General features: G+C 33.1%; 19 protein-coding genes and 1 pseudogene. 4 read left to right on the top strand and 16 right to left on the bottom strand.

Going from position 1 to position 23,645, the window contains the following annotated elements:
* Positions 1-151 precede the first annotated feature (151 nt).
* On the top strand, positions 152-1,594 hold the full coding sequence (locus A6K76_RS13300; RefSeq protein WP_066465901.1) for an Ig-like domain-containing domain: 1,443 nt from the start codon (positions 152-154) through the stop codon (positions 1,592-1,594).
* 47 nt (positions 1,595-1,641) lie between these two features.
* Here the strand turns inward: A6K76_RS13300 and A6K76_RS13305 are convergent, their stop codons facing one another.
* Together A6K76_RS13305 and A6K76_RS13310 are read right to left on the bottom strand one after the other, a co-directional pair.
* Positions 1,642-2,691, bottom strand: a complete 1,050-nt coding sequence (locus A6K76_RS13305; RefSeq protein ID WP_066465903.1) for a hypothetical protein — start codon at positions 2,689-2,691, stop codon at positions 1,642-1,644.
* Between the two features lie 58 nt (positions 2,692-2,749).
* Positions 2,750-4,204: an MBOAT family O-acyltransferase gene (locus A6K76_RS13310; protein WP_066465905.1), complete on the bottom strand. Its 1,455-nt coding sequence runs from the start codon at positions 4,202-4,204 to the stop codon at positions 2,750-2,752.
* Positions 4,205-4,611: 407 nt separating this feature from the next.
* Here A6K76_RS13310 and A6K76_RS13315 point away from each other — a divergent pair, with 407 nt between their 5' ends.
* Positions 4,612-5,739 (top strand): IS4 family transposase, encoded by a 1,128-nt coding sequence (locus tag A6K76_RS13315; protein WP_066465907.1) that lies wholly within the window; start codon positions 4,612-4,614, stop codon positions 5,737-5,739.
* A gap of 27 nt (positions 5,740-5,766) precedes the next feature.
* On the opposite strand, the gene A6K76_RS13320 is transcribed toward A6K76_RS13315, so the two are convergent.
* The 7 genes from A6K76_RS13320 to A6K76_RS13350 form a co-directional block, all read right to left on the bottom strand.
* Entirely contained in the window at positions 5,767-7,287 is a 1,521-nt protein-coding gene (locus A6K76_RS13320; RefSeq protein WP_066465909.1) for an oligosaccharide flippase family protein, read from the bottom strand.
* 312 nt (positions 7,288-7,599) lie between these two features.
* Positions 7,600-8,013, bottom strand: coding sequence for a glycerol-3-phosphate cytidylyltransferase (tagD, locus tag A6K76_RS13325; RefSeq protein WP_066465911.1), 414 nt, complete (start codon positions 8,011-8,013; stop codon positions 7,600-7,602).
* 24 nt (positions 8,014-8,037) lie between these two features.
* A complete protein-coding gene (locus A6K76_RS13330; RefSeq protein ID WP_066465913.1) occupies positions 8,038-9,192 on the bottom strand; it encodes a CDP-glycerol glycerophosphotransferase family protein in 1,155 nt (384 codons plus the stop codon).
* Positions 9,189-10,694 carry a lipopolysaccharide biosynthesis protein gene (locus tag A6K76_RS13335; protein ID WP_083995455.1) on the bottom strand — a complete coding sequence of 502 codons (1,506 nt, stop codon included), beginning with the start codon at positions 10,692-10,694 and terminating at the stop codon, positions 9,189-9,191. Before A6K76_RS13335 ends, A6K76_RS13330 begins: the two co-directional genes overlap by 4 nt.
* Before the next feature lie 73 nt (positions 10,695-10,767).
* Positions 10,768-12,438 (bottom strand): phospho-sugar mutase, encoded by a 1,671-nt coding sequence (locus tag A6K76_RS13340; RefSeq protein ID WP_425393890.1) that lies wholly within the window; start codon positions 12,436-12,438, stop codon positions 10,768-10,770.
* Between the two features lie 57 nt (positions 12,439-12,495).
* Positions 12,496-13,779 (bottom strand): glucose-6-phosphate isomerase, encoded by a 1,284-nt coding sequence (locus A6K76_RS13345; RefSeq protein ID WP_066465918.1) that lies wholly within the window; start codon positions 13,777-13,779, stop codon positions 12,496-12,498.
* 387 nt (positions 13,780-14,166) lie between these two features.
* Positions 14,167-15,204, bottom strand: coding sequence for a glycosyltransferase family 2 protein (locus A6K76_RS13350; protein WP_066465919.1), 1,038 nt, complete (start codon positions 15,202-15,204; stop codon positions 14,167-14,169).
* Between the two features lie 315 nt (positions 15,205-15,519).
* Here A6K76_RS13350 and A6K76_RS16935 point away from each other — a divergent pair.
* A pseudogene (locus A6K76_RS16935) lies at positions 15,520-15,612 on the top strand (IS5-like element ISSoc13 family transposase); the annotation flags it as partial.
* 88 nt (positions 15,613-15,700) lie between these two features.
* Complete coding sequence (locus tag A6K76_RS16565) at positions 15,701-16,207, top strand: IS5 family transposase (RefSeq protein ID WP_211271766.1); 507 nt, start codon at positions 15,701-15,703, stop codon at positions 16,205-16,207.
* Positions 16,208-16,283: 76 nt separating this feature from the next.
* Here the strand turns inward: A6K76_RS16565 and galU are convergent, their stop codons facing one another.
* From galU to galE, 7 genes are all read right to left on the bottom strand, one after another.
* The gene (gene galU / locus A6K76_RS13360; protein WP_066465921.1) at positions 16,284-17,156 is read right to left on the bottom strand and encodes a UTP--glucose-1-phosphate uridylyltransferase GalU; all 873 of its coding nucleotides are present in this window, start codon (positions 17,154-17,156) and stop codon (positions 16,284-16,286) included.
* 52 nt (positions 17,157-17,208) lie between these two features.
* The gene (locus A6K76_RS13365) at positions 17,209-18,315 is read right to left on the bottom strand and encodes a glycosyltransferase (protein WP_066465922.1); all 1,107 of its coding nucleotides are present in this window, start codon (positions 18,313-18,315) and stop codon (positions 17,209-17,211) included.
* Between the two features lie 102 nt (positions 18,316-18,417).
* Positions 18,418-19,557, bottom strand: coding sequence for an EpsG family protein (locus A6K76_RS13370; protein ID WP_066465923.1), 1,140 nt, complete (start codon positions 19,555-19,557; stop codon positions 18,418-18,420).
* A 41-nt stretch (positions 19,558-19,598) separates the two neighbouring features.
* Positions 19,599-20,705, bottom strand: coding sequence for a glycosyltransferase (locus A6K76_RS13375; protein WP_139108702.1), 1,107 nt, complete (start codon positions 20,703-20,705; stop codon positions 19,599-19,601).
* A complete protein-coding gene (locus A6K76_RS13380) occupies positions 20,677-21,561 on the bottom strand; it encodes a beta-1,6-N-acetylglucosaminyltransferase (protein ID WP_066465927.1) in 885 nt (294 codons plus the stop codon). Before A6K76_RS13380 ends, A6K76_RS13375 begins: the two co-directional genes overlap by 29 nt.
* A 33-nt stretch (positions 21,562-21,594) precedes the next feature.
* Positions 21,595-22,710, bottom strand: coding sequence for a glycosyltransferase family 4 protein (locus A6K76_RS13385; protein WP_066465929.1), 1,116 nt, complete (start codon positions 22,708-22,710; stop codon positions 21,595-21,597).
* 18 nt (positions 22,711-22,728) lie between these two features.
* The gene (gene galE / locus A6K76_RS13390) at positions 22,729-23,610 is read right to left on the bottom strand and encodes a UDP-glucose 4-epimerase GalE (RefSeq protein WP_083995457.1); all 882 of its coding nucleotides are present in this window, start codon (positions 23,608-23,610) and stop codon (positions 22,729-22,731) included.
* Between the last annotated feature and the right edge of the window lie 35 nt (positions 23,611-23,645).

The raw sequence follows: 23,645 nt of genomic DNA on the forward strand, positions 1-23,645 counted from the left end.
AATCCTCCCACATAAAATCATCGTGCTTTTAATATCGGCTTTTCGAACGTGAAATGGAGCTTTTCCTTCAAAAGAGGGCGATGAATTCCGATAATTAAAAGGACATACGCAAAAAATAAATACAAAGCTCTATGAGAAAGGAAGATTTTTCATGAAACGATTGTTACTCGCTTCTACATTAACGGCAAGTCTATTTTTTGCCCCAACGACGACCGACGCATCTATTTTAAAAGACGATAACGTATTAACGATTTCGCCAAATCATACATTTACGATTACATTTAGCGACGACGTAAAGAAAAACGAAGCACTCATTGAAGAAATTACGATTTTAACAACTGCTTCACCCGTTACATTTACGCCAGCTATTTCAGGTAACACGATGACGCTTGATCCAACAAAAGACTTGGAACAAAACGAAGCTTACACAGTTGAAGTAAAGCTAAAAAATGAAAAGCCAAAAAAGCAAATGTTCTTCACGACATCAACAGTGAAAACACCAATCACGACGTTCATTGAGCAATACCCGCAATACAAAGACGCGACAATCATTACGACGATGCAGGAGCAATCAGAAGAGCATGCGTATTTACTATCAATCGGTGAGCAGCCGAGCAGCGCGCTCGCAAAAGCAGTGAAGGACATTCCAGCAAACATCAATTCATTAAAAACGCTCATTCAGCAAATCGACAACACAATAAAAAACGCTGAAGCCATTTCCAAATCGGCAACAGCGAACGAAGAATATGTCGAAATGCAGCTCGACACATTGCGCGACATGGCATCTACACATATTACGGACGCACCGTCATTACACGCATTAACGAAAACGAACAGCGCGCGCGAAAACATCATCTCGCTCATGCACGCAACACAAAAAGCAAGCGACATCGGGCTCGATTTAATTACAGCGCTTGAAGATTTAAACAGCGCCATTTCAGACATTTATCTCGTAGCGCCATCATCACAGCCAAATATGCATTACGTCAACAGCTTACAAACGAGTTTCCAGCAAAACTTAAGCAATGTCGCAGTATCAGAAAGCACAATTACGAAGCAAATCGATGCGATCGACGCATTGCTCGAAAACGCGACTGACTACACGTACTTACTCGATGAAGTGAGCGTATTCGTCCAAGACGTTCAGCTCGTGCAGCAACAATTCGATTCATGGAAAAACGCAACAGACATTCCAAACGTTATCGCAACGTATCCGACCTTGCAGCAAATGTTACTTAACGTAAACAACATAATCGCAACGACGTCCAACATCGACACGATCGAGCAAACATTAAGCATAGCAACCGACACAGTCGAAAACATTAAAATCAACATTCCAGAATACATCGATGCATATTTAGAAAGCAAAGTCGAATACTTACTAACAGCACTCGAACAAGCCGAAGAAGCCGCTGACGCAAAAGAACTCGACTACATTTACACAGATCAATACATCGACGCAGACGAAGCGGTACGCAACGTCGAAGTCGCATACAGCTTCTACGACGAGACGATGACGTACGACAAACTACAAGCCGACTTCAAAGACGCACATGATAAAATTCATGCGCTGAAGATCGCGTTAGAAATATAAAAAAAGAGGCAAGCGCAAAAATATCCGCGCTTGCCTCTTCAATATTTCTATGGAGCTTCATATGAACTAACTTGTTTTAAAAATTCTTTATTAATTGCCTCTACATTATCTGAATTTATAACATTTTCATTGTTAAAAATTCTTTCCATCATTTCTTTATTAATCTCAGGTTTATAATGTGATACATCCTTGTAATTATCTAAGTTATGCGTCCATTCTTTTTCAATAGAAAAATCAAATAAATTTACATTAGATAAATGTCCTAGTTCTTCCACTAAAGCTAAACGAATCTCATTAATCATTTCGTTTGAATTTTCATTCATTCGATTTGCATATGAATAATATAAAATTGAGGGTGCAGTTAAAAATAGATTAAACTCAACATTTGGATTAGCCCGAATTATTGGCTTTATATAATCCACAATCGTTTTTGTAGGGCTCATATTAAAAGTTTTTGTATCATTTATTTCTTTAATAACCTTACTGTAATCTTCTAAAACTACAGTTTCATTAAAGTCATAAAAGTCATAAAAATCTCCCCAATAAGCGTACTTTTCTAAATCAGTAATACCTCCTTGAAAATAAGGTATTATATTATGATTGTAATTATATAATTTAATAGCATCATTTAATGTTTTTAGAGATATTAAATATTTATAATCATTCCATCTGTTACCATCCAATAAGTAACTTGATATTTCAGACTTATCATAGTTATAGTCATCAATATTAAATTTAAAAAAGTCTAATCCCCAAAATACAGTTTCAATTTCTTTCTCAGAACCCAAAGCTTTATTAGCGATTTCATACTGTTCTCTTAAAGAGGCTCCAGCCATCGATAGTTTAATAACATTCGTATCGAATAATTCATTTATTTGATTTATATCGAAATTTTCTGTCATAGATGTTCCTAATATTATAGATTCATAGTCCAAATTTTCACTTAAGCCTGGAAGTACGACACGCTGATTATTTATATACGCTTTAGGATCTTTATACTGTGCGTACGGATCGATCGTATAATTTACAATCGCTACTATAAGTAAAAGCAAACCTGTAGCTATTACTACCCATGAAGTCCAAATTTTATGTTTCATTTACCTTTCCCTCTCCTCAAAATTTATCTTAAATTTAAAGATACTAAATTCAAAATGCCTAGAAATTAAAATATAAAAATTCTGAGACATTTGATAAATTCAAAATTCCATATGTAAGTATCACAATGATAAATAAGGAGTACAAAGGTGTTGGATTGAACTCTTTCATCATCTGTATAGAATTTTTGAGTTTCGTACACACATATAGTGAAACCATAATAAGAAGAGATACTTGGATTACTTCAATATTTGAGAGATAAAAATTATTAAACTGTATGTTATAGTCACTTAATATAGCTGCCTTACTTTCAAAGAATTTCGGTAACGATATACCATTGAGACCCAGCATCGATTTTAAAACCTCAATTGCTTGCCCCCAAGACTCTGCTCTAAAAAACACCCAAGCAATATTCACAAAGTTAAATGTAATAAACCAAGCGACAAACTTATTCATTTTGTACCCAGCCATCTTCCAATATCTACAAATCATAGATGCTACACCGTGCAAGAATCCCCAAAAGATAAACGTCCATCCAGCTCCATGCCAAAAACCACTAATCATGAAAATAATGAAAATATTAATATATGTACGACGCTTGCCTTTACGATTGCCTCCTAAAGGAACATAAATATAATGTGTTAAAAAACGTCCTAGCGTCATATGCCATCTACGCCAGAAATCTTGAATATCGAGTGCTTTATACGGCGAATTAAAGTTTTGTAATAAATTAATGTTGAATAATAAAGCTATACCTATAGCCATATCACAGTATCCACTAAAATCAAAGTATAACTGCATCGTATATGATAACGATGTAATCCAACCCTCTATTAATGTCAACTTACTGGAGTTTTCAAAACCATTTGTTGCCCATACTGCAAATGTATCTGCAATAGCCACCTTCTTAAATAAACCTACTGCAAATATAAAAACTCCCGCTGAAATATTTGACCAATTAATCTTTTTTGTTTCTTCGCTTTCAAATTGAGGAATAATTTCATTATGATATACGATTGGTCCTGCAATTAGTTTTGGAAAGAAAGTCACAAACATAGAATAATCTAGTAGTGTATAGTGTTTGGTTTCACCTCTATAACTATCCACCAAATAACTAATTTGTTCAAAAGTAAAAAAGCTTATAGCTAATGGCAAAGCAAGATGCAATAAAGCCATGTTAGTACTTAATGCTGTATTGATCGTATCAATGAAGAAATCTGTATATTTATAGTATCCAAGAAAAATAACGTTTAATACTATACCTACAGTGAGTAGAAGCTTTTTATTAAATCTCAAATTTTCTTTACCTAAAAGATTACCAATAAAAAAGTTGATGAACAAAGAGCCTAATATTAGCGGTAAATAAGCTACGTTCCACCAACTATAAAAAAATAAAGATACTATCACAAGCCAGATTTTTGAACAAGTATATAATTTATTGGCCGTTTGTAAGAAATATATGATAAATGCTATTGGTAAGAAAATGAATATAAATTCAAATGAATTAAATAACATACTTAACCTCATTCTAAAGATTTTAATTTTTTAAATACTAAGTCAAGTTGATTGGCAAACAAGTATTGCGGCTCGCTTTCCTGGGCTCGACTCATTCCTCCGTCGCGCTTTACGGGTTCATCGGGCGAGAGCTATTCCACAATGAATCTCGCCGCCGCAATCTGCCGTGATTGTATAGCAATGATTCTCGTTTTGCTCTAAAAGAAACGATTCAGCTACAAAAAGATTGCTAATCAATAGACCTAAGTATCTAAATATAGCTGTTACGAAAATAATTATAGTTAAAAATATTTTTTATTATCACGCCTGTTGATTAGCTAATTTTTACCGTAAAAAACTAATAAAAAAGAGAGATTCCATGTAAAATGTAAGTTACCACACAAACTTTTTACGAGGAGGAATCTCTCATGGCTAAGAATACCACGATTTTCACACTACTTCAAAACTTTATTTCACAGGAAGAACTCGCGGGTATTCTTACCGAATTCGGCTTTGAAGATACGGCTCGTAAATGCGATGTCCCTACGCTTTTACGTTATTTAGTGGGGGCTGCGACGTTTGAATGGAAAAGCTTGCGTCACGCCGCGGATGTTGCACCAGCGCAGGGCTTACAACCCGTTGACTATTCGACACTTTCGAAACGTTTAGGTGAATTGAATTATCAGATTGTCAAACGTATTTTGGAGGTGATTGTCGGTCGTCTCAACCGAGCGACACGCCGCAAATTAAAGGTAAAAAAAGACATACTGGCGATGGATTCGACAACGATTACCGTTGGGAAAAATCGCTTACCCTGGGCGCTTTATCACGGTGAACGCTCAGGTATTAAACTACACGTTAGCTTCACGAATACAACAGGGATGCCACTTCAAGTCGTGGAAACAACGGGTTTACGACATGATGGGCCAATAGGTGAACAATTGGAGGACAAGCGCTTTATCCTGGTGGCAGACCGCGCGTATTTTGCGCTGGATAAAGTGGATTGTTATGCGCAAACAGGGCAAGATTTTGTGATTCGTTTAAAGGAAAATATCCAATTAAACCGAAAAAAATCGTTGAAACGAACGATGCTAAACGATTCGAACATTCTCGCAGATTTTACGTGTACACTTGGAACTGCGCAAAAACAAACCAAAAAGCGTCATCGTGTCGTGGAATTTATTGACTATGAAGGCGCACTTGTACGTGTTGTGACCAATCTTCGTCACGTAACCGCAGAAGACATCGCGACGATGTACAAAGAACGTTGGGCGATTGAATCGTTTTTTCGCTGGATCAAACAAAATTTAAATGTACCTGTGCTATTTGGCACGACACCCAACGCCGTATTTAGCCAACTGTTCGCAGCACTAATCGCGTATGTGCTACTAAAGTTTTTACACGCACGTATCAATCGAAAATCAGACGTAAAATCCCTGTCATTCGCAGGATTTACACGCCTGTTTCTTTGGCATGCGCTCGATCAACAATGGCAAACGTATGTGGAAGAAATTCTGACCTCAGCTCGATTCATTTATCAAGAAAGTGATACGTAAATTTCGCTAATCAACACGTGTGTTTTATTATCTTTTAATTCTAAAATTCACCGATTTTATATGACTTATTATTTTCTTTTTTTCTGCGATAGATGCATAAAATAAAAACAAAAAAACAACATATATAGCTAAATATACTAGCGATACACTAAAAAACATTATCCAAGTATTAATATCTAGATTAATAACAAATATCTTACTAACTAAAGTTATTAACACAATAATAAGAATTATTCTACCTATTTCATTCCAATATTTGAGCATATTCAATTTAAGAACACTATGAAAATATATATTAAGGATTATAACATTCCCTAGTAATATAAAAGCAGCTGTAATATATGCAGTTCCTATCGAACCATATATTTTTATAATTGGAACAGATATTATAACATTTAAAACTGCACAAATGATTAGCGTATATGCTCGAAAGCTATATTTCCCTTTCGCTTGCATTACTGTAAGCCCCAAGTTTTGAATTAAATCAATGAAAAAAGTAGACATTAATATTACAACAAGAAAGTAGGCCAGTTCATATTTTGGTCCAACCCATAATTCAATAAAATCTCTACCTAAAATAATAAATCCTGAAAAAGCCAATCCCATCACAAAGGTTTGATACTTACTCACTTTTATATATAAAATATTAATTTCTGTTACAGAATAATGTTCTGCATTAACAATCTTAGTTATTCTAGGTAAAAACACATTAGAAATAGCTAAAGAAAGAGACATAAAGATGTTAACAAATTGAATAGCTACAGCATAAATTGCTACATCTTCTGGTGACTTTAATATGCCTAATAAAATTTGATCTGTTTGCCAATACATTTTATCTGCAATTGCTACAATAAAAATAATCACAGCATAAGAAAATATTTCTTTTTTAAAATCCTTATTTAATTCTTCAAAAGATAAACTCAACCTTAAAACTCGCTTATAATATACAAAGTAGCATATAGAAACTATTGAATTAACTATAAATAAAATTAAGGTTAGTAATACTAAATTCTGAGTGTTGAACAAAGCAATAGTCGAGAAAATCGGTACAGCTAAAGTTCTAACAACATTTAATACTTTCAAAAAAATATATTTCTCATAAGCTTGAATTACAGATGCAAAAGTATTAAAAATAAATCCTAACGCAAAGTTAAATGTTAAAATTAAAATCATCCATTTTAAAGTGTATAATGAATCGTTAGGAAAGTTGTTAGACACAATAACCTCTATATTAAATGCGATTAATATCCCCAAAATTAAGGTTAATACTGCGACATAAGAAAACAACTTAAAAAAGTAGCCAATTATCCTTTTTTCTTTCTCTTTATCACCACTCACCGTATTAGAAGAAATATATCTAACAATAGAATTGCCTATCCCTATATCTAGAATTGCTAAATATCCAGCTATCGCAAAAACAAATGCATAAAGCCCATAATCATTTTGCCCTAAAGTTCTAATTAAAAACGGCGTGTAAATTAAGCCGATTACAAATGTAAGTACTATAGATACATAATTTAATATAATACCTATTTTTATTTGTTTCATAATGCATCCCTCTCTCAACCACAAACTATACATATGATTTATCACTACTAAATTATGCGTTTTGTTACTGGACCTCCAGAACTTGCTGATGTGACAAGCATTTCGTAAGTTCAAATGTTGCTGAGTCAGTATATGTACTCGCTCAATTTAAGAAGGGTAAGATACATAGGTTGTAAGAGTCGAATAGCACTTTAGTTCTGTTTCGCACTTTATTTTTAATATGGTTCCATAAAATAATTAATAACGAAAAGTATATTCCCCAAAAAACCATAAAAACATACTTTCCTACCCTTATAAAACTTAAAAAGGTATTTAACTAATTCCACTATCTACTCTACTTGTAAAATTCAGTTCCTGCTTAATTTTAGAAGTAGAAATTTCTGGGGTTCTCTCCAAATAAACAACTTCACAGTATTCTTTTAAATAATTAAACTCCCCTTCCCAATCATCTCCAATCACAAAACAATCCACCTCATATTTTAAAATATCTTGAATTTTTTGCTCCCAATTCTCTTCTACAATTACTAAATCTACATATCGAATTGCTTCTAATAATTGTTTGCGTTCATTTAAATTGAAATAACTTTCTTTCCCTTTTATTCGATTGAATTTATCTGAAGAAATACCAACAATTAAATAATCACCTAATGCTTTTGCTCGTTTCAACAAATTAATATGCCCATAATGTAGCAAATCAAATGTTCCGTATGTTATAACTCTTTTCACTTTATTTACCGCCCTTTAATTTCTTCAAGATTCTGTTAAACATTCTAAAACTAGATTATATACTCTTTTGGCTGACTGGTTATCCTGATAAGTATTAAAATATTTGTTTACCTCCGCACGTTTTTCTACAAATTCATCTGTCTCTAAATAAATATTGTTCATAAAAGATTTTAAATCTTCAAGGTTAGATAGTTTCGATCCGATTAGAACATTCTCTAAATCGTCAAATACAAATCCCAATTTATAACTTTCAATGTCATCATTCGTAAAGGCTACCGGTTTATTAAGCAACAAGTAGTCAAAATATATAGAGGAATAATCTGTTATTAATGCATCTGTATGCGGCAAAATTTCATATAATTCTTTATTTATGCTTCTAAATTGCTCCTCTAATATAATTTTCACATTAGACAAGTCTTTAATTTTTAAATAACTCAAGTCCTGTGCTGGATGTAACTTTAATAGTAAAAATATATTATATTGCTTTGCTAAAGTATTAATTATTTCAAAATCTCTGATCGAATAAATAATTGGAACACCTAAAGGTAAAGTATTTATACTATCAATACGATTTTGCTTATGTTGTCTAAAAGTAGGCATCCATATAATTACTTTTTCATTTTGATAGCTCGGAATTAACTCGTTCCACTTAAAAATATTATTTTTAAATAAAACATCATTTCTTGGTGCACCTAATACTTTAATTTGCTCTTTATCAATGTCGAAACAGTCCACATATATGTCACTCATTCCTTCTGACGCTATAATTACATGGTCAGCATTTCTTCCGGGACTATAAATACCTTTTACATTTTTCAAAAGTGTCCCGTGATTCAGAAAAATACGTTTTGTCTTTTTATTCACTTTTATAATCATTTTATTTTCATCTAGAATCAAACTAGATCGAGCTATATAAAAAAGATTTTTCAACTTCCTAAATTTACTTGATGGAGTATATTCTCTAAAAAACACATTTTTAACCTTAATATGATTGTACTTATCAACATCTAGAACAAACCAAGTTAGCTCATATTCATCATTTAAACCATTCTTCAACATTTCTTGATACACTTGATAAGTATTCCCCGTTAAATCTGGATGACTTTCTAATAAAATACGTTTCTTAACTGGTAAAATTGAGAGCATACTAAATACTAGACTGCGTAAAATTTTTCTCATTTCTTACTTCTCCTAAATCTTCGTATTAATGATGTTAATAATTCTTTCTCATACTCATTAAATACAAATTTGAACAAACAACTACATAAAATTATTACATATGTGATTATCGCTAAACCTAATGTTAGCCAATTGTTAAGTGCATGTTCTAATACGTAATACTTGATAATGAAGACAACACTAGTAATAGCAATTATTATAATTGAAATCCCAAAAATCTCTTTCCAATATCTTGGTATATTAATCTCTATATATTTATAATAATAATAGTTCATAATTAAAATCTGTCCAAAGAGGTTTGCAATAAACATACTAAGAGCTGGACCAATTTCATTCAATTCGATTGATAGAAAATAACTAAGGAAAACATTAATGACAGCTAATACTAAATATAATAAAACTCGAAATTGCATTCTATTTTTAGCCTGCAATATAACAATTCCTATATTTTGAGAAAGTGGAATCAGCGCAGGAAACATAATGATCAACGCTATATAATAACTATTAACATAGTCTTCCCCAGCCCATAAAACAATGAACTCCTTACCAAATAGAAAAAAACCACTTAGAACAAAAGCTAATATAATAAATTGTAATCGACCTATTTTCACAAAAATATTTGATATTTCTTTTTTATTATCTTCTACAACTAAATGGGTGATTCTCGGAAGAAACACACTATTTAATGATGTAGACAAAGTTGTAAAATAACTCGTAAACTGAATACCAATAGCATATATAGCAACAGCTGCTGTCCCAACAGTAATACCTAATATATATTGGCTAGTAGGTGCATATAATTTATCCACCAAAATATTAATTAAAATAAAAAATGAGTATACGCTTATATCTTTGAATAAATTGAATTGAATATTTTTAAATGAAATTTGTATTTTAATCTGTTTATAACAATAAATTGATGCAATAATCAATGCTATTATATTCAAAATTGCAGTAATCAATACTAGCGAAATCGATTTGTAGCCTATTAAAAGAAGCGGTGTCATTATAAGCGGTAGCGTAAGCGTTTTAAATAAATTTAAACTCTGCATAACTACAAATTTTTCATATGCAATTAATAATGAATTGTATATGCTCATAAATAACGTAAAGGCTAAGTTTAAAATTAAAATTCCAAACATGACTTTTGCTTTATTAACTTCATTTACCGTCAACGAACTTCCTATTAGGAGTTCAAAATTAGTATATAAAAAGTATCCAATTATTAAAGAAATCATTGCCATTGAACTGTATAGTATAACAAATAATCCGTTTAATTGAGCTACACCATTTTCATCTTTTAAAGCTCTAAACTTTGAATTAAATCTGACAATAGAATTTCCAAATCCTAAATCCAAAATAGCTAAAAAACTCATTAACGCTAAAATTAATGAATAAAGTCCATATTCATTTTGGCCTAATATTTTTAATAAAAAAGGAGTGTATATCAAACCTATAAGTGTTGCTACAAGAATATTAATGTAAGATAATACTGCTCCCAATCTTCTTTGCCTTGAAGAGTTAATTTTTAATCCCCCCTATTTCTTCGGGTAACATATTAATTTTTTCTCGCCCTCATAAAAATACTGTTTGAATCATATTTAACTTTCTACAAACATTTTCGCTTGAATTGTCATTTACTCCAACATAAAACTTACACTTCGGCTCCGTACCACTCGGACGAATCGCTACCCATGAACCGTCCTCTAACACATATTTCAGCACATTTTCACTCGGCAACGTAATATCCTTCGTCGTACCATCCGCAAATGTCGCCGTCTTTGTTAAATAATCTTCCACACACGTTACTGCTACACCGGCAATTTCAGTTAACGGATTGTTGCGGTAATTTGTCAATAACTGCTGCATTTCTTCCTGCCCGCTTTTTCCAACGAACGCCTTTGAAATAAGCGCTTCTTTGTAATAGCCATACGTTTCAAATAAATCACGTAACGCATGAAGCAATGTCTTCTCTTGCGCTGCATAATACGATGCCATTTCCGCTGTTAATAGTGCAAGTTGTACCGCATCTTTATCTCGTACGAAATCCTTCACTAAATAACCGTACGATTCCTCGTAACCGAATAAAAATTGCTTCTCACCTGTCGTCGTATATTGCTCAATTTTTTCTGCGATATACTTAAAGCCTGTTAATACATCAACGACTTCAACACTGTTCGCACGTGCAATCGAAGCACCGAGCTCTGACGTCACAATCGTTTTTAACACAACCGCATTTTCAGGTAGCGTCCCTGCTTCCTTTTTTGCCTCAATTAAATAGTTCACAACTAATGCGCCGAGCTGATTGCCTGTTAATAACACATAATCTTCACCATCACGTACTGCAACGCCTAGACGATCGGCATCAGGATCCGTCGCAAGCAGTAAATCAGCACCTACCTTTTTCCCTTCCGCAATCGCTAACGTGAACGCCGCTGCTTCTTCCGGATTCGGATACGGCACTGTTGGAAAATCGCCATCTGCTATCGCTTGTGCGGCAACAATCGTTACATTATCGAAGCCAAATGCACGTAACCCTCGCTCAACAGGTACGAGCCCGGCTCCGTGAAGTGGCGTGTACACAAGTTTCATGCTTGCATCAACTTCACGTTCCTTCAGCTCCATTAAACGAGCTAAGTACGCTTCATCAATATCGTCTAAAATCCATTCACTATATGCTTCAAAGTCTGCAACTGGCACTGTAAATAAATTTTCTACCGCTTTCATTTCATCGATGATTACTTTCACATCTGTCGGTACCATTTGCGCACCATCACTGCCGTACACTTTAAAACCGTTATATTGCTTCGGGTTGTGGCTCGCTGTAATAACAACACCTGCAAATGCATTGTAATGACGCACCGCAAACGATAGCTGTGGCGTCGGGCGTGCTTCGCTAAACACGTAGCTTTTCACACCGTATGCACCGAGCACACGCGCTGCTTCAACCGCAAACTCCTTCGAAAAATGGCGCGTATCGTACGCAATGACAACACCACGCGCTTGTTCACCGTTTTTCACGACATGCTGCGCTAAACCATGTGCCGCTAATCGCACCGTATAAATGTTCATACGATTTGTGCCGACACCTAGTTCCCCACGCATTCCCCCAGTACCAAACGGCAATAATCGATAAAATGCATCTTCTAATTGAATACTATTTGTCTGTAACTCAGCTAATTCCTCTGCCATATACGTAGGCAATTGTTGTTTCAGCCAATGCTGTACTGTTTCATTCATTTTAATTACTCCCCTTACATAGTAAAAACTCGTCTGTCTAATTGTAGCACAAACGAGTTCCCATTATTTATCCAGTAACTCTAGCATTTTCTTCTTATACGCCTCTACCCCTGGTTGGTCGAACGGGTTCACATCTAACAAGTACGCACTAATCGCACATGCTTTCATAAAGAAGTAAATTAAATACCCTAAATGGAACGCATCGAGCTTCGGTAACTCTAATTGAATAACAGGCACACCACCTTCTGCATGTGCAAGCGCCGTCCCTTGCTTCGATAACGCATTGATTTCATTAAACGTACGCCCTGCTAAATAGTTCAACCCATCTTCATCACGTAAATCATTATTGACCGTAAAATCTGACTGAATTGATTGGAAATGCAGCAGCGTCTCAAATAAAATCGGACTTCCATCTTGAATAAACTGCCCAATCGAATGCAAGTCCGTCGAAAAATTAACGGTAGAAGGATACAATCCTTTTTTATCTTTCCCTTCACTTTCGCCAAACAACTGCTTCCACCATTCATGGAATTTATTCAGTGACGGCTCAAATGACGCAAGCAATTCAATTTTATAGCCTTCTTTATACAGTATGTGACGCATCACCGCATATTTGTACGCATCATTATGCTCTAAGCTCGGCTCATCTAATTCCTCTGCCGCTTGCTTCGCCCCAGCCATAAGTGCACGAATATCAATATCTGCCGCTGCAACTGGCAATAGCCCAACTGGTGTCAATACAGAAAAACGCCCACCAATATCATCTGGAATAACAAACTGACGATACCCTGCTTTATCTGCAATGCCTTTTAAAATCCCCTTTTCTGCATCCGTTGTCACAATAATACGACGAGCCGCTTCTTGCTCACCATATTTGCCTTCCATGTACTGACGCATCGCACGAAATGCCAGCGCAGGCTCCATCGTCCCACCAGATTTCGAAATAACATTGACATATACACGTTTATCAACAATATATTTCAGCAGTTGATTAATGTACGCACCACTCATATTTTGTCCAACATAAATAACTTCAATCCCTTGCATTTGGCGACCGAAATATGGTGTCAACGCATCTAAAATAGCGCGCGCACCAAGGAATGAGCCACCAACACCTACAACAATTAGAACATCCGCTTCTTGACGAATCTCCGCAGATACCTGTTCAATTTGTGTAAGTAATGCATCATGGTTTTGCTGTGGATAGTGCAACCAGCCTGTTAATTCGCTTGCCTGCTCTAATTTATAATGAAGTGCTGATATAACATGTTCATATCGTTTAATATGTTCTTCTGACAAGGTACAATTTAAATGTGTTGTGTGTATAGATTTCGATAGCAACTTCATTACCTCTATTCTCTTTTTCTTTTTTGGAAACGGGTATTAGTATTATATTATACTCGTTATAATACTCGTTTCCCTAATTCCAAGAATTAACCATCTAATCATCTCAATTAAATTTTCTAGCATCTTTTAATATAAAGTTTGATGCTTCATTAGTTTGTAGTAAACTTCATTCAAATAAGATAAACCCAAGCGTGTTGATTATCCAGTTAATTGGAAATTAACATATTGCGGCTCGCTTTATGGGGTCTATTCCCTAAGGAGTCTCATCGCACGCTCTTTACCACTAATGTACAGCATTTATTTCAGCTTGGGTGCTAAAAATCATGCCTTTCAATGTATAAAAATGGCTCATCAACACACCTGAGATAAACCATTAAACTTTTAAATTTATTTTCTTTCTATTAAAAATTTTAAAAGTTTATAATAAAGATAAATACCTAAAAATAATTGTTTTCTAAACATATAGTATAACACTTTTTTTCTTAGCGTATATTTACGAACATCTAATGTTTCTACTAAACTTAAAAACTTGAAATCGGAACATATTTTCTTAATATATTTCAGTGTTTCTTTAAATGTCCCATTAGGATTACTAACTTCATTTATTATACTAACTATACGAATTGTAATGTATCTATTATTTAAATACTCCTCTATTTTTCCATTAATATGAACACTTATTAAATCTTCTATTTTAGAATATACTTTTTTTTGGATATCATACATATTTGCTCTATATTTTATACTTGCAGAGCTTTCTCTATTAACATAATTATAGAGAGGCTCATTAATAACCCCTACTTGGTTTACATTTGATAAAATTTGAATCATAAAACAAAGATCTTCCATCAAAGGCAAACTAGAATCAAAACAGATGCTTTCACTCTCTAAAAAAGATTTCTTGTAAATAGCCCTACAAGCACTTCCCATCACTGGAGTTATATTACTATCTAAATTTTCTGATGAGATCATAGGGCCTATTAATTCATCTAAAATAGCCGCTGATTCCAATAGATCATTTGATGTTTCCAGAGAGATAATTTTTCTATTTCCATTAAAAATTTCGGAATATGCACATAGTACTATGTTTAAATTTAATTTCGTCACTTTATTATATAATTTCTCTAACATACTCGACTCAATCCAGTCATCTGGATCTATGAAGACTAAATATTCTCCATGAGCTTGTTTCATCCCATTATTTCTAGCAGTTGATACACCTTTATTAGACTGATTTATTAATTTCATTCTATTATCAAGATCTATATATTTTTCACAAATTTTTAAACTATCATCTTCCGATCCATCATTCACTAAAATCACTTCAAAATCTTTAAAGTTTTGATTTAATATACTTTGCAAACAAATTTCAAGATAATCTGCGACATTATAAATAGGTATTATTACACTTATTTTACAACTCAACTTTATCCCTCCTTTTCGAAATTATATTACAACTCAAATAATTTATAACCTTCAGAAATATTCGGTGTATCGGATTATTTTTTATACAATGTCGAGGCAGGGTTTCCGCGGTCTCGGCTCAAGCTTCCTCGATACGCGTTCCTCGTATCTGCAGGGTCTTGCGACGCGAGCTATTCCCACAGGAGTCCGCCTCTTGTTTCAAGTAACCTGTATGCGTCATCACAATTTGTGGTGACGAACAAATTACAAACGTAGTTTTTAGACAGAACCTAGATTGAAGCACTTTTTCCAACTTAAACAACAGGTCGCCCTTCTAAAAGAAACAACTGTGAGATATTCAATGCGATGTTGTGGATTGCGCGTAGTGGTCCGCCTTGGCGTGATCTGCCTGAACGATATGACTTTTAGAAAACGGCGTATGCCCACTTTTGTAAATGGCGCAATGATGGCAAGCTCCTCTTGATTTTTCAAGCACTTCTTCAAATCGAACCTGATTTTGAAAATACCAACATCGATTCGACAACGGTTCGTGCACACCAGCACAGTGCAGGGGCAAAAAAACGCCATCCATCACGAAGTCAACCAACACATTGGCATAAGTCGTGGGGGAAGAACGACGAAAATTCATGCGATTGTCGATGCGCTAGGCAATCCGTTATTATTTCAACTAACGAGTGGACAGGTACACGATAGCCAACCTGCTTGCGCGCTATTCGACCAACTCGCCATCGAAGGCCGTCACGTATTAGGCGACAAAGCGTACGGTGCACAAGCCATTCGTAACCAACTGACCAGTCAAGGGGCTTCGTATACCATTCCACCACGTACGAACGCCAAGAAACATTGGTCTGTGGATTGGAATCGTTACAAGGAACGTCACGTTATCGAATGCTTCTTCAATAAAATCAAACATTTCCGTCGAGTGGCAACGCGTTATGACAAATTAGCCACTTCTTTTTTGACATTCGTTTATATCGCTGCCATTTTCAAATTGACACAGTGAGATGGAGTTTTTAGACACGACCTAATACTAAAAATAATGAAAACCAACTCATTTTGAGATGACTTTCATTACATTTTTATTGCAATTGTTTCGCCTTGTCTATGATTAGTGTTCTTACAGCATCAGATAAATCTGCACGGTCTAATGCAAAATCTAAAGTTGTTTCAATAAAACCTAGTTGCTCACCAACATCATAACGACGCCCTTCAAATTTATATGCAAATACACGTTGAATTGTATTTAATTGCTCAATCGCATCAGTTAACTGAATTTCTCCACCTTTTCCTTTTTTCTTCTCATCTAAGAAACGGAAAATTTCTGGTGTTAGTACATAACGACCGATAATTGCAAAATTTGAAGGAGCATCTTCTAATGCCGGCTTTTCGACAAATTGATTTACTTGCATTAACGGTTTATCTACACTTACTGGATCAATAACACCGTATCGATGTACATCTTCATCTGGAACTTCTTGTACACCGATAATACTTGAGTATGTATCGTCATATTGCTCCATTAATTGTTTTAAACATGGTTTTTTACTTTTTACAACATCATCACCTAGTAAAACTGCAAATGGCTCATTCCCGATGAAGTTTCGTGCACACCAAATAGCATGCCCTAAACCAAGTGGCTCTTTTTGACGAATATAGTGAATGTCAATATTAGACGATACATTAATTTTCTCAAGCATCTCTAATTTATTTTTCTCTTGTAAGTTTGCCTCAAGCTCTAAATTACGATCAAAATGGTCTTCAATCGCACGCTTTCCTTTACCTGTTACAATAATAATATCTTCAATGCCAGAAGCAATTGCTTCTTCAATAATATACTGAATTGTTGGTTTATCAACAATTGGTAACATTTCTTTTGGCATTGCTTTGGTTGCTGGTAAGAAACGTGTACCTAAACCTGCTGCTGGAATAATAGCTTTTCTCACTTTTTTCATGACTTACGCCTCCAATTTGATTTCTTTCTGAATTCATGTAGCCTTTTAGAAATCAAGTAATAGTTGTAGAAAGTTGTTCATAAATATGTTCTATAATTTTACTGGACTTTTTTATATCATATAATGAATCCTTTAAATCATTGTTCCTTTCGTCTAAATTTAAACTCATTTGATAGATAGTATCTTTCCAATTTGCAAAATCCGATTGTAATGACAAATATTTAACATTTCCATTAATATTACTTTCCTGGGAGACCCCTGTCGAAACAATACACTTTAATCCATTCACCTGTGCCTCTATTAAAGCAAATGGTAACCCTTCAAATTTTGACGGCATTAAAAAAATATCGATCATATTAAGAAGTTCATTTATATCACTACGTAATCCTAAAAAGCTTATTTTATTATCTAACTTCTTTTCAGCAACATAACTAATCAAATGATTTTTTAAACTGCCCTCACCAATTATAATTAAATGTACTGGCAACTGATTTTCCTTAACCAACACTTCAAACAGATCTATTAAATATTGATGATTTTTCTCAGCTTCTAATCTGCCTATATGGCCTAAAACTATTTGATCATTTAAAGAAAAGAGCTCTCTTATTTCATTTCTTTTAGCTAAATTAAATTCATATTTTTCAAACTCTATTGCATTAGGAATTACAGTAAACTGTTTTTCACCAAACATTACTTTTCCAGCAAATTCCGAACAAGCTAATAAGTGTATTTCTCTCCGCATATATATAGCTTTAAAAACATAATGAAAAAATAATATTCTCTTATTGCTTGTTAATTTCGACGTATGGCTATGCAAGATTACTTCGCAATTGTTATTAATATATTTAAATGGTAATAAATACGATAAATTAATAATATGGTAATGAATAATATTAAATTTATTTGATTGTAGAATATTTTTCAGTTGCTTTTTGTGCTCTATATAATTCTCTTTTCGAGAAACTATATAATGTAATATTCCACCGTTCTGCTTCAACGTATTAATTAAATGAATATCTGTACTAGTTGAAACAATAAACTCTAGTTGAAACTTCTCTTTATTGATCCCTGTCAACAAATTAAGAACATACGTTTCGATACCGCCAATAGAATCCGAAATTCCCATATGTAAGATTCTTTTCTTAGAACAATTACTCATTTTATAACTTCCTTTTTATTTTTAAAATAATTATCTAAATATTACATTCTATCACCAACACAGCATAATATACGTATTATCACTAAACTCAGTCTATTTCTTCTAAATTTTAGAAAAACCCCAAAAACCTTTAAAAATATATTCTAGAAGTGTTACTTCAAACTCCAAAGGATTTAATTGTATATATTGTATATACAATCCTAATCCGATTAAATTAATAAATAAAAGAATAATTAATATTCTTAAATATTTTTGTAATGCATTAAAAAACGGAAGAATTAAAATCGGGAAAAAAATAAATAGAAAATACGTATATCGTGATACTACAGTAGGAATATAGTAGAAGCTTAAATTAGTTATTATAAAAATCATATAAAAAGCATATGCTTCCTTACCATATAGTTTTACAAAAGATGGTTTTTTAAATGCCAAAATAAGCAATAATATTAAATTTAATAACAACATAAGATAATATAAAAATTCATCAAAAAAATTAGTTATAGTTAATTCTTGATAGATAAAGATTCGTTGAACTAATAATTGGACATATGATACAGGTATTAACGATAATATCTGAGATATGTTTTCAATTAATATAGACCCTACTATAATTAGTCCGCTTAAAAGAAATATTTTGTATCTAAATAATTTAACTAACATAAAAATAGCTACGATATATACAACCCCTATATGAATTAAAGCGGCTATCACTATAAAATAGTAGCCTATTTTTCTCTTTAAATATATAGAGTATACTCCATAGGCCGTTAAACTAATAGCTGTAGAAAAACGTACTCCACTCATAGGTAAAATTAATTGAAACCATGCTAAAAATAAAAAAAATAAAAACAAAATCCACTTTTTATCAACATTACAATACCTACCAATACCAAATATTGTGAGTAAAGAAAAGTAATAAGTAATGATAACTGCTGATACTGCTAATAAATTATAATTCCCACTAAGAGCAACTAAATAAAACCATAAATTTTCTACAATTAGTGGACTGAATGTTACCGCTTCAAAAAAATCCATCCTTATTAGTAAATCCATTTTCAAGAAATGTTGATACAGATCGTAGTTTGTCGGAGGTATAAAGTAAAGCGCGACTCCCCCTAATGTGACACTTATCATCAAAATATAAATTTTATTATATTGATTAGTTTTTAAAAACAGAAATATAACTATTGGGATTGATAAAACGGGGAAAAAAATAAAAAATAAAACTAATAATAAAATCATATATACTCCTTTTGTTTATATTCCCTTTTATAAAATATTTATTAACTAATCACGCTTTTATATGTCTCAATATATTGCATAACTGTATTTTCGATTGAAAATTCATTCAAATTCAAATTTGTATTATTTTGATTCGATGCACTTTGAATTATTAAATCCGCTAACGCGTTTTCATTCCCTACCTCAAAAAGTGCGCCTTCTAGCTTTTTTACAACATTATTTAATCCAGGCACATTGGATGCAATAACAGGCAATCCAGTCGCAGCAGCCTCGACTACTACTAGTCCAAAACCTTCCCATTTAGAAGAAAGAACGAATATGTTACTCATTTTCATAATAGACGCAATATCTTTTCTTTTACCTAGAAATTTAACTTTTTTTGAGCCGTAATCTTTTGCATATTGCTGAACCTCATTCATTCTTTCTCCATCACCTACAAATAAAACTGTATAATTTTCAGGAAGCAATTTACTAGCTCTAATTAACGTTTCTGGATCTTTTTGTTCTCTCATACCAGCTACCATTAAAACTAAAATTTCTTTATTGTTATCTACTCCTAATACTTCCATTCGATTAGCTGGAACTCCATTTTTATATGCATGTAAGTCTATCCCGTTAATAATTACTTTCGTTATATGTTCAGTAAATCCTAAATACTTAACTAAATTAAGCTTCGTATCTTCAGAAATAGCTATTATTCGTCGATATTTTTTATACATCCATTTGTCTAAAAGATAAAAAGATTTTATATCTCTTCTCCTGTTATGTGTACTATGCTCAGTAGTTACTAAAGGAATGTCTTTATTTAATCCTAGCATAGCGAGAGGTGTAAACAATTGCGCTCCAAACAAATGACAATGAATACAATCATAACTATTGTTATTGATTATATTCCTTAAAAAAAATATATTTTTCAAAGAATATACGTTTGAATCATGACCAAAATAAATTTTAATTTCATGTTCAAGCAATTTATCCCCAAAAAAATTAGGTGCTTTTGCTAAAACTGCTATTTCACAATTAATATTCGATTTCTTCATATTTATAACTATATCAACCAGCATTTTTTCAGCGCCACCTGTATCTAAATTCGGAATAACATGTAATATTTTCAACATTTTAATCCTTTCTTTCATTAATACTTTCACATATTCTCTCTATTATTTTGCAATCTATAGTAGTATCAAATTTCCTCGCAAATAATTTAGAAGAATTTTCAAGTTCTTCATAGTCATTCAACTTGAAAATATATGGGTTTCCACGTTCCCAATCGACGTAACGCAAATTTTCACCATAGTTTTTTTTATAAAACTCCGAATTATACATCAAGGTTTGTAAAAATATTTCATCTCCACATAAGGTATAACGAAACACTTTTTCAATCCAACCACGATTTCCCAATATATACTCTGTAAATTCATTTGTTATACTGAACCAATTTGGCCCAAACATAAATTCTTCATTTAACATTTTAGTACGATTTATTCTAAATAATAGTTGTAGTTCAACAGATATTTTATCAATCAATCTAAATATCTTATTCATACTTTTTATTTTTGATCTATAATATTTTTGAAATACACTATACCCATAAATTCGCTTTTTTATAATTCTATGTTCTTCAGTCCATTTTTTATCAATAAAAGAGACAAATTCTTTACCTTTATTAATTTCAAAAAAGTCATGGAATTTTTTTTGATCAACTAAAGGTAAATCTACCCCTGAAATTAAATGATAATAACTAAAACTTAACGGATAGTCAAATGCGGCTTGTAATAACGTTAGCTCACAATCAATTTGACTATAGTCACCCCAATATACATTAATTCGTTCTGTAAATATAATTGGGGAATATGTTAATACTAAATCTGATATATACGCAGGTACTTCACTTTTCTTATCTACATGAATAAATATCACATTGTCTGGGAAGTCTAGTAATTCAAGTAAAATCAATAATTGTTCAAAATTATTGTGAGCCATTATTAAATATGCATGTTTCATTGCTATTCCTCTTCAATTTCACAATAGTGTATTTTACTTCTCATTCATGATTCTTTTATATATTAAAAAATACTCTTTTAAAATATTTTTTAATGTATATTTTTCACTTTGCATAATATTTGCTTTTATTGCCTCACTATTTTTAACTAAACTAGTCACATGTAAAAAACTTGATTTCAACCCTTTTGCATCATTTAAATCTACTACATAGCCATTAATATTGAAGTTTATTAAGTCTCGTGCCCCTCGTATATTTGATACAATACAAGGTATACCTTCTAACATTGCTTCAATTAGACTTTTAGGCAACCCTTCTCGCAAAGAAAGCAAACAAACAATGTCTGTAATTTTTAAAAGCTTCGGAACATCACGTCTGAAACCTAAGAAATGAATATCCTTTAAATCACGTTCTGCTACAATTCGTTTCAGCTCTGCTTCTTTCTCACCCGTACCGATCACTAATAACTCATATTGTGGTGTGACGGCTTTAATTTCCTTCCAATTGTTGAACAGAAATATATGATTTTTATTATCATTTAATTCTGCCACATACGAAATAACGATTGAATCTTTACGTAAATTTAAAGAAGCTTTGAGCTCCCTCTTTTCCTCCTCCGTTAACTCAATTTTTGAAGGCTCTACGCCTACTCCATGCGTTAACGATACTTTATGTGCTGGCAGAAACTTTTTGGCATTATTATAATCTTCTTCATTGATTGTAATTAAGTGATCCGTCCAGCGCGCAGCTAATCTTTCTAACGGATAATAAATTAACCAATTTTGTAAAGGCGCACCTTTGAAAAAATGAAAACCATGTGCAGTATACAAAATTTTCCCATAATCACTTTTACGGAACGCAGCTCGTGTTAAAAACGCTGCCACTGGTGTATGAACATGCACAAGGTCAAATTTCATTTCTTTAAATAGCTTCTTTAATTGTTTATATGCCTTTACGTTATCCGAAGAAAAGGGACTTCGTGAAAACGGGATATCAATACATGAAATATTATGTGCCTCTAAAATGGCTTTATCTTCATCACCAATTCCTGCTGCATATACTTCATATCCCTCTTTCTGAAAATATTCCATAAAAGGTATATGGAATGCTGTTAAATGTCGATATACAGAGGCTACAAATAATACTTTCATCTATCGTTTACTCCTTACTCATTCAGAAATTAATACGGATTGTTTTGCTGTTTCATAGCGCCATGCATCTTCGCACATTTGCACAACGTCATACTTTGTTTTCCAGTTAAGCTGTTCATAAGCTTTTTTGGCATCCGCATAACATTCAGCAAGATCCCCTGGACGTCGATCCACAATTTTATATGGTACTTTAATGTTATTCACACGTTCAAACGTTTGTACCAGTTCTAACACACTTGTACCTTTTCCTGTACCGAGATTATATGCGTGCGCACCTGGCTTACTATGCTTCATTGCTGCTACATGACCTTCTGCTAAATCGACTACGTGGATGTAATCTCGTACACCTGTACCATCTGGCGTATCATAGTCATTACCAAACACTTGTAAATATTCACGCTCTCCAGAAGCGACTTGTGTAATGTATGGCATTAAGTTATTCGGAATACCGTTTGGTCGTTCACCAATTAAGCCGCTTTTATGCGCACCGATCGGGTTGAAGTAGCGTAGTAACGTCACTTCCAACTGAGGATTGGCTTTTGCTGTATCTGTTAAAATACGCTCGCACATTGCTTTCGTTTCACCATATGGGTTTGTCGTCGGAAGTAATGTCATCGTCTCTTTGAACGGCACTGCATTATCTCCATAAACGGTTGCAGATGAACTAAAGACAAATTTTTTCACATTGTGCTTTAGGCATGCATTCATTACAGCAATTGTGCTCATTAAATTGTTGGCATAATACATTAATGGCTTCTCGACAGATTCACCTACTGCTTTATAGCCTGCAAAATGAATAACTCCTTCAATCGTATGCTGCGAAAAAATAGCATTTACTTTTGATTCATTCGTCACATCGACTTCGTAAAAAGGAATGACCTCACCTGTAATGGAGGGCACTGAAAAACTTCCGTTTTTATGACTCTTCCATTTTT

Source organism: Caryophanon latum (assembly GCF_001700325.1).
GTDB lineage: Bacteria > Bacillota > Bacilli > Bacillales_A > Planococcaceae > Caryophanon > Caryophanon latum.

What these genes read in the sequence shown, in the direction of transcription:
- A6K76_RS13300 (WP_066465901.1), top strand. Translation starts at nt 152, where the DNA reads ATGAAACGATTGTTACTCGCTTCTACATTAACGGCAAGTCTATTTTTT.
- A6K76_RS13305 (WP_066465903.1), bottom strand. Translation starts at nt 2,691, where the DNA reads ATGAAACATAAAATTTGGACTTCATGGGTAGTAATAGCTACAGGTTTG.
- A6K76_RS13310 (WP_066465905.1), bottom strand. Translation starts at nt 4,204, where the DNA reads ATGTTATTTAATTCATTTGAATTTATATTCATTTTCTTACCAATAGCA.
- A6K76_RS13315 (WP_066465907.1), top strand. Translation starts at nt 4,612, where the DNA reads ATGGCTAAGAATACCACGATTTTCACACTACTTCAAAACTTTATTTCA.
- A6K76_RS13320 (WP_066465909.1), bottom strand. Translation starts at nt 7,287, where the DNA reads ATGAAACAAATAAAAATAGGTATTATATTAAATTATGTATCTATAGTA.
- A6K76_RS13330 (WP_066465913.1), bottom strand. Translation starts at nt 9,192, where the DNA reads ATGAGAAAAATTTTACGCAGTCTAGTATTTAGTATGCTCTCAATTTTA.
- A6K76_RS13345 (WP_066465918.1), bottom strand. Translation starts at nt 13,779, where the DNA reads ATGAAGTTGCTATCGAAATCTATACACACAACACATTTAAATTGTACC.
- galU (WP_066465921.1), bottom strand. Translation starts at nt 17,156, where the DNA reads ATGAAAAAAGTGAGAAAAGCTATTATTCCAGCAGCAGGTTTAGGTACA.
- A6K76_RS13365 (WP_066465922.1), bottom strand. Translation starts at nt 18,315, where the DNA reads ATGAGTAATTGTTCTAAGAAAAGAATCTTACATATGGGAATTTCGGAT.
- A6K76_RS13370 (WP_066465923.1), bottom strand. Translation starts at nt 19,557, where the DNA reads ATGATTTTATTATTAGTTTTATTTTTTATTTTTTTCCCCGTTTTATCA.
- A6K76_RS13380 (WP_066465927.1), bottom strand. Translation starts at nt 21,561, where the DNA reads ATGAAACATGCATATTTAATAATGGCTCACAATAATTTTGAACAATTA.
- A6K76_RS13385 (WP_066465929.1), bottom strand. Translation starts at nt 22,710, where the DNA reads ATGAAAGTATTATTTGTAGCCTCTGTATATCGACATTTAACAGCATTC.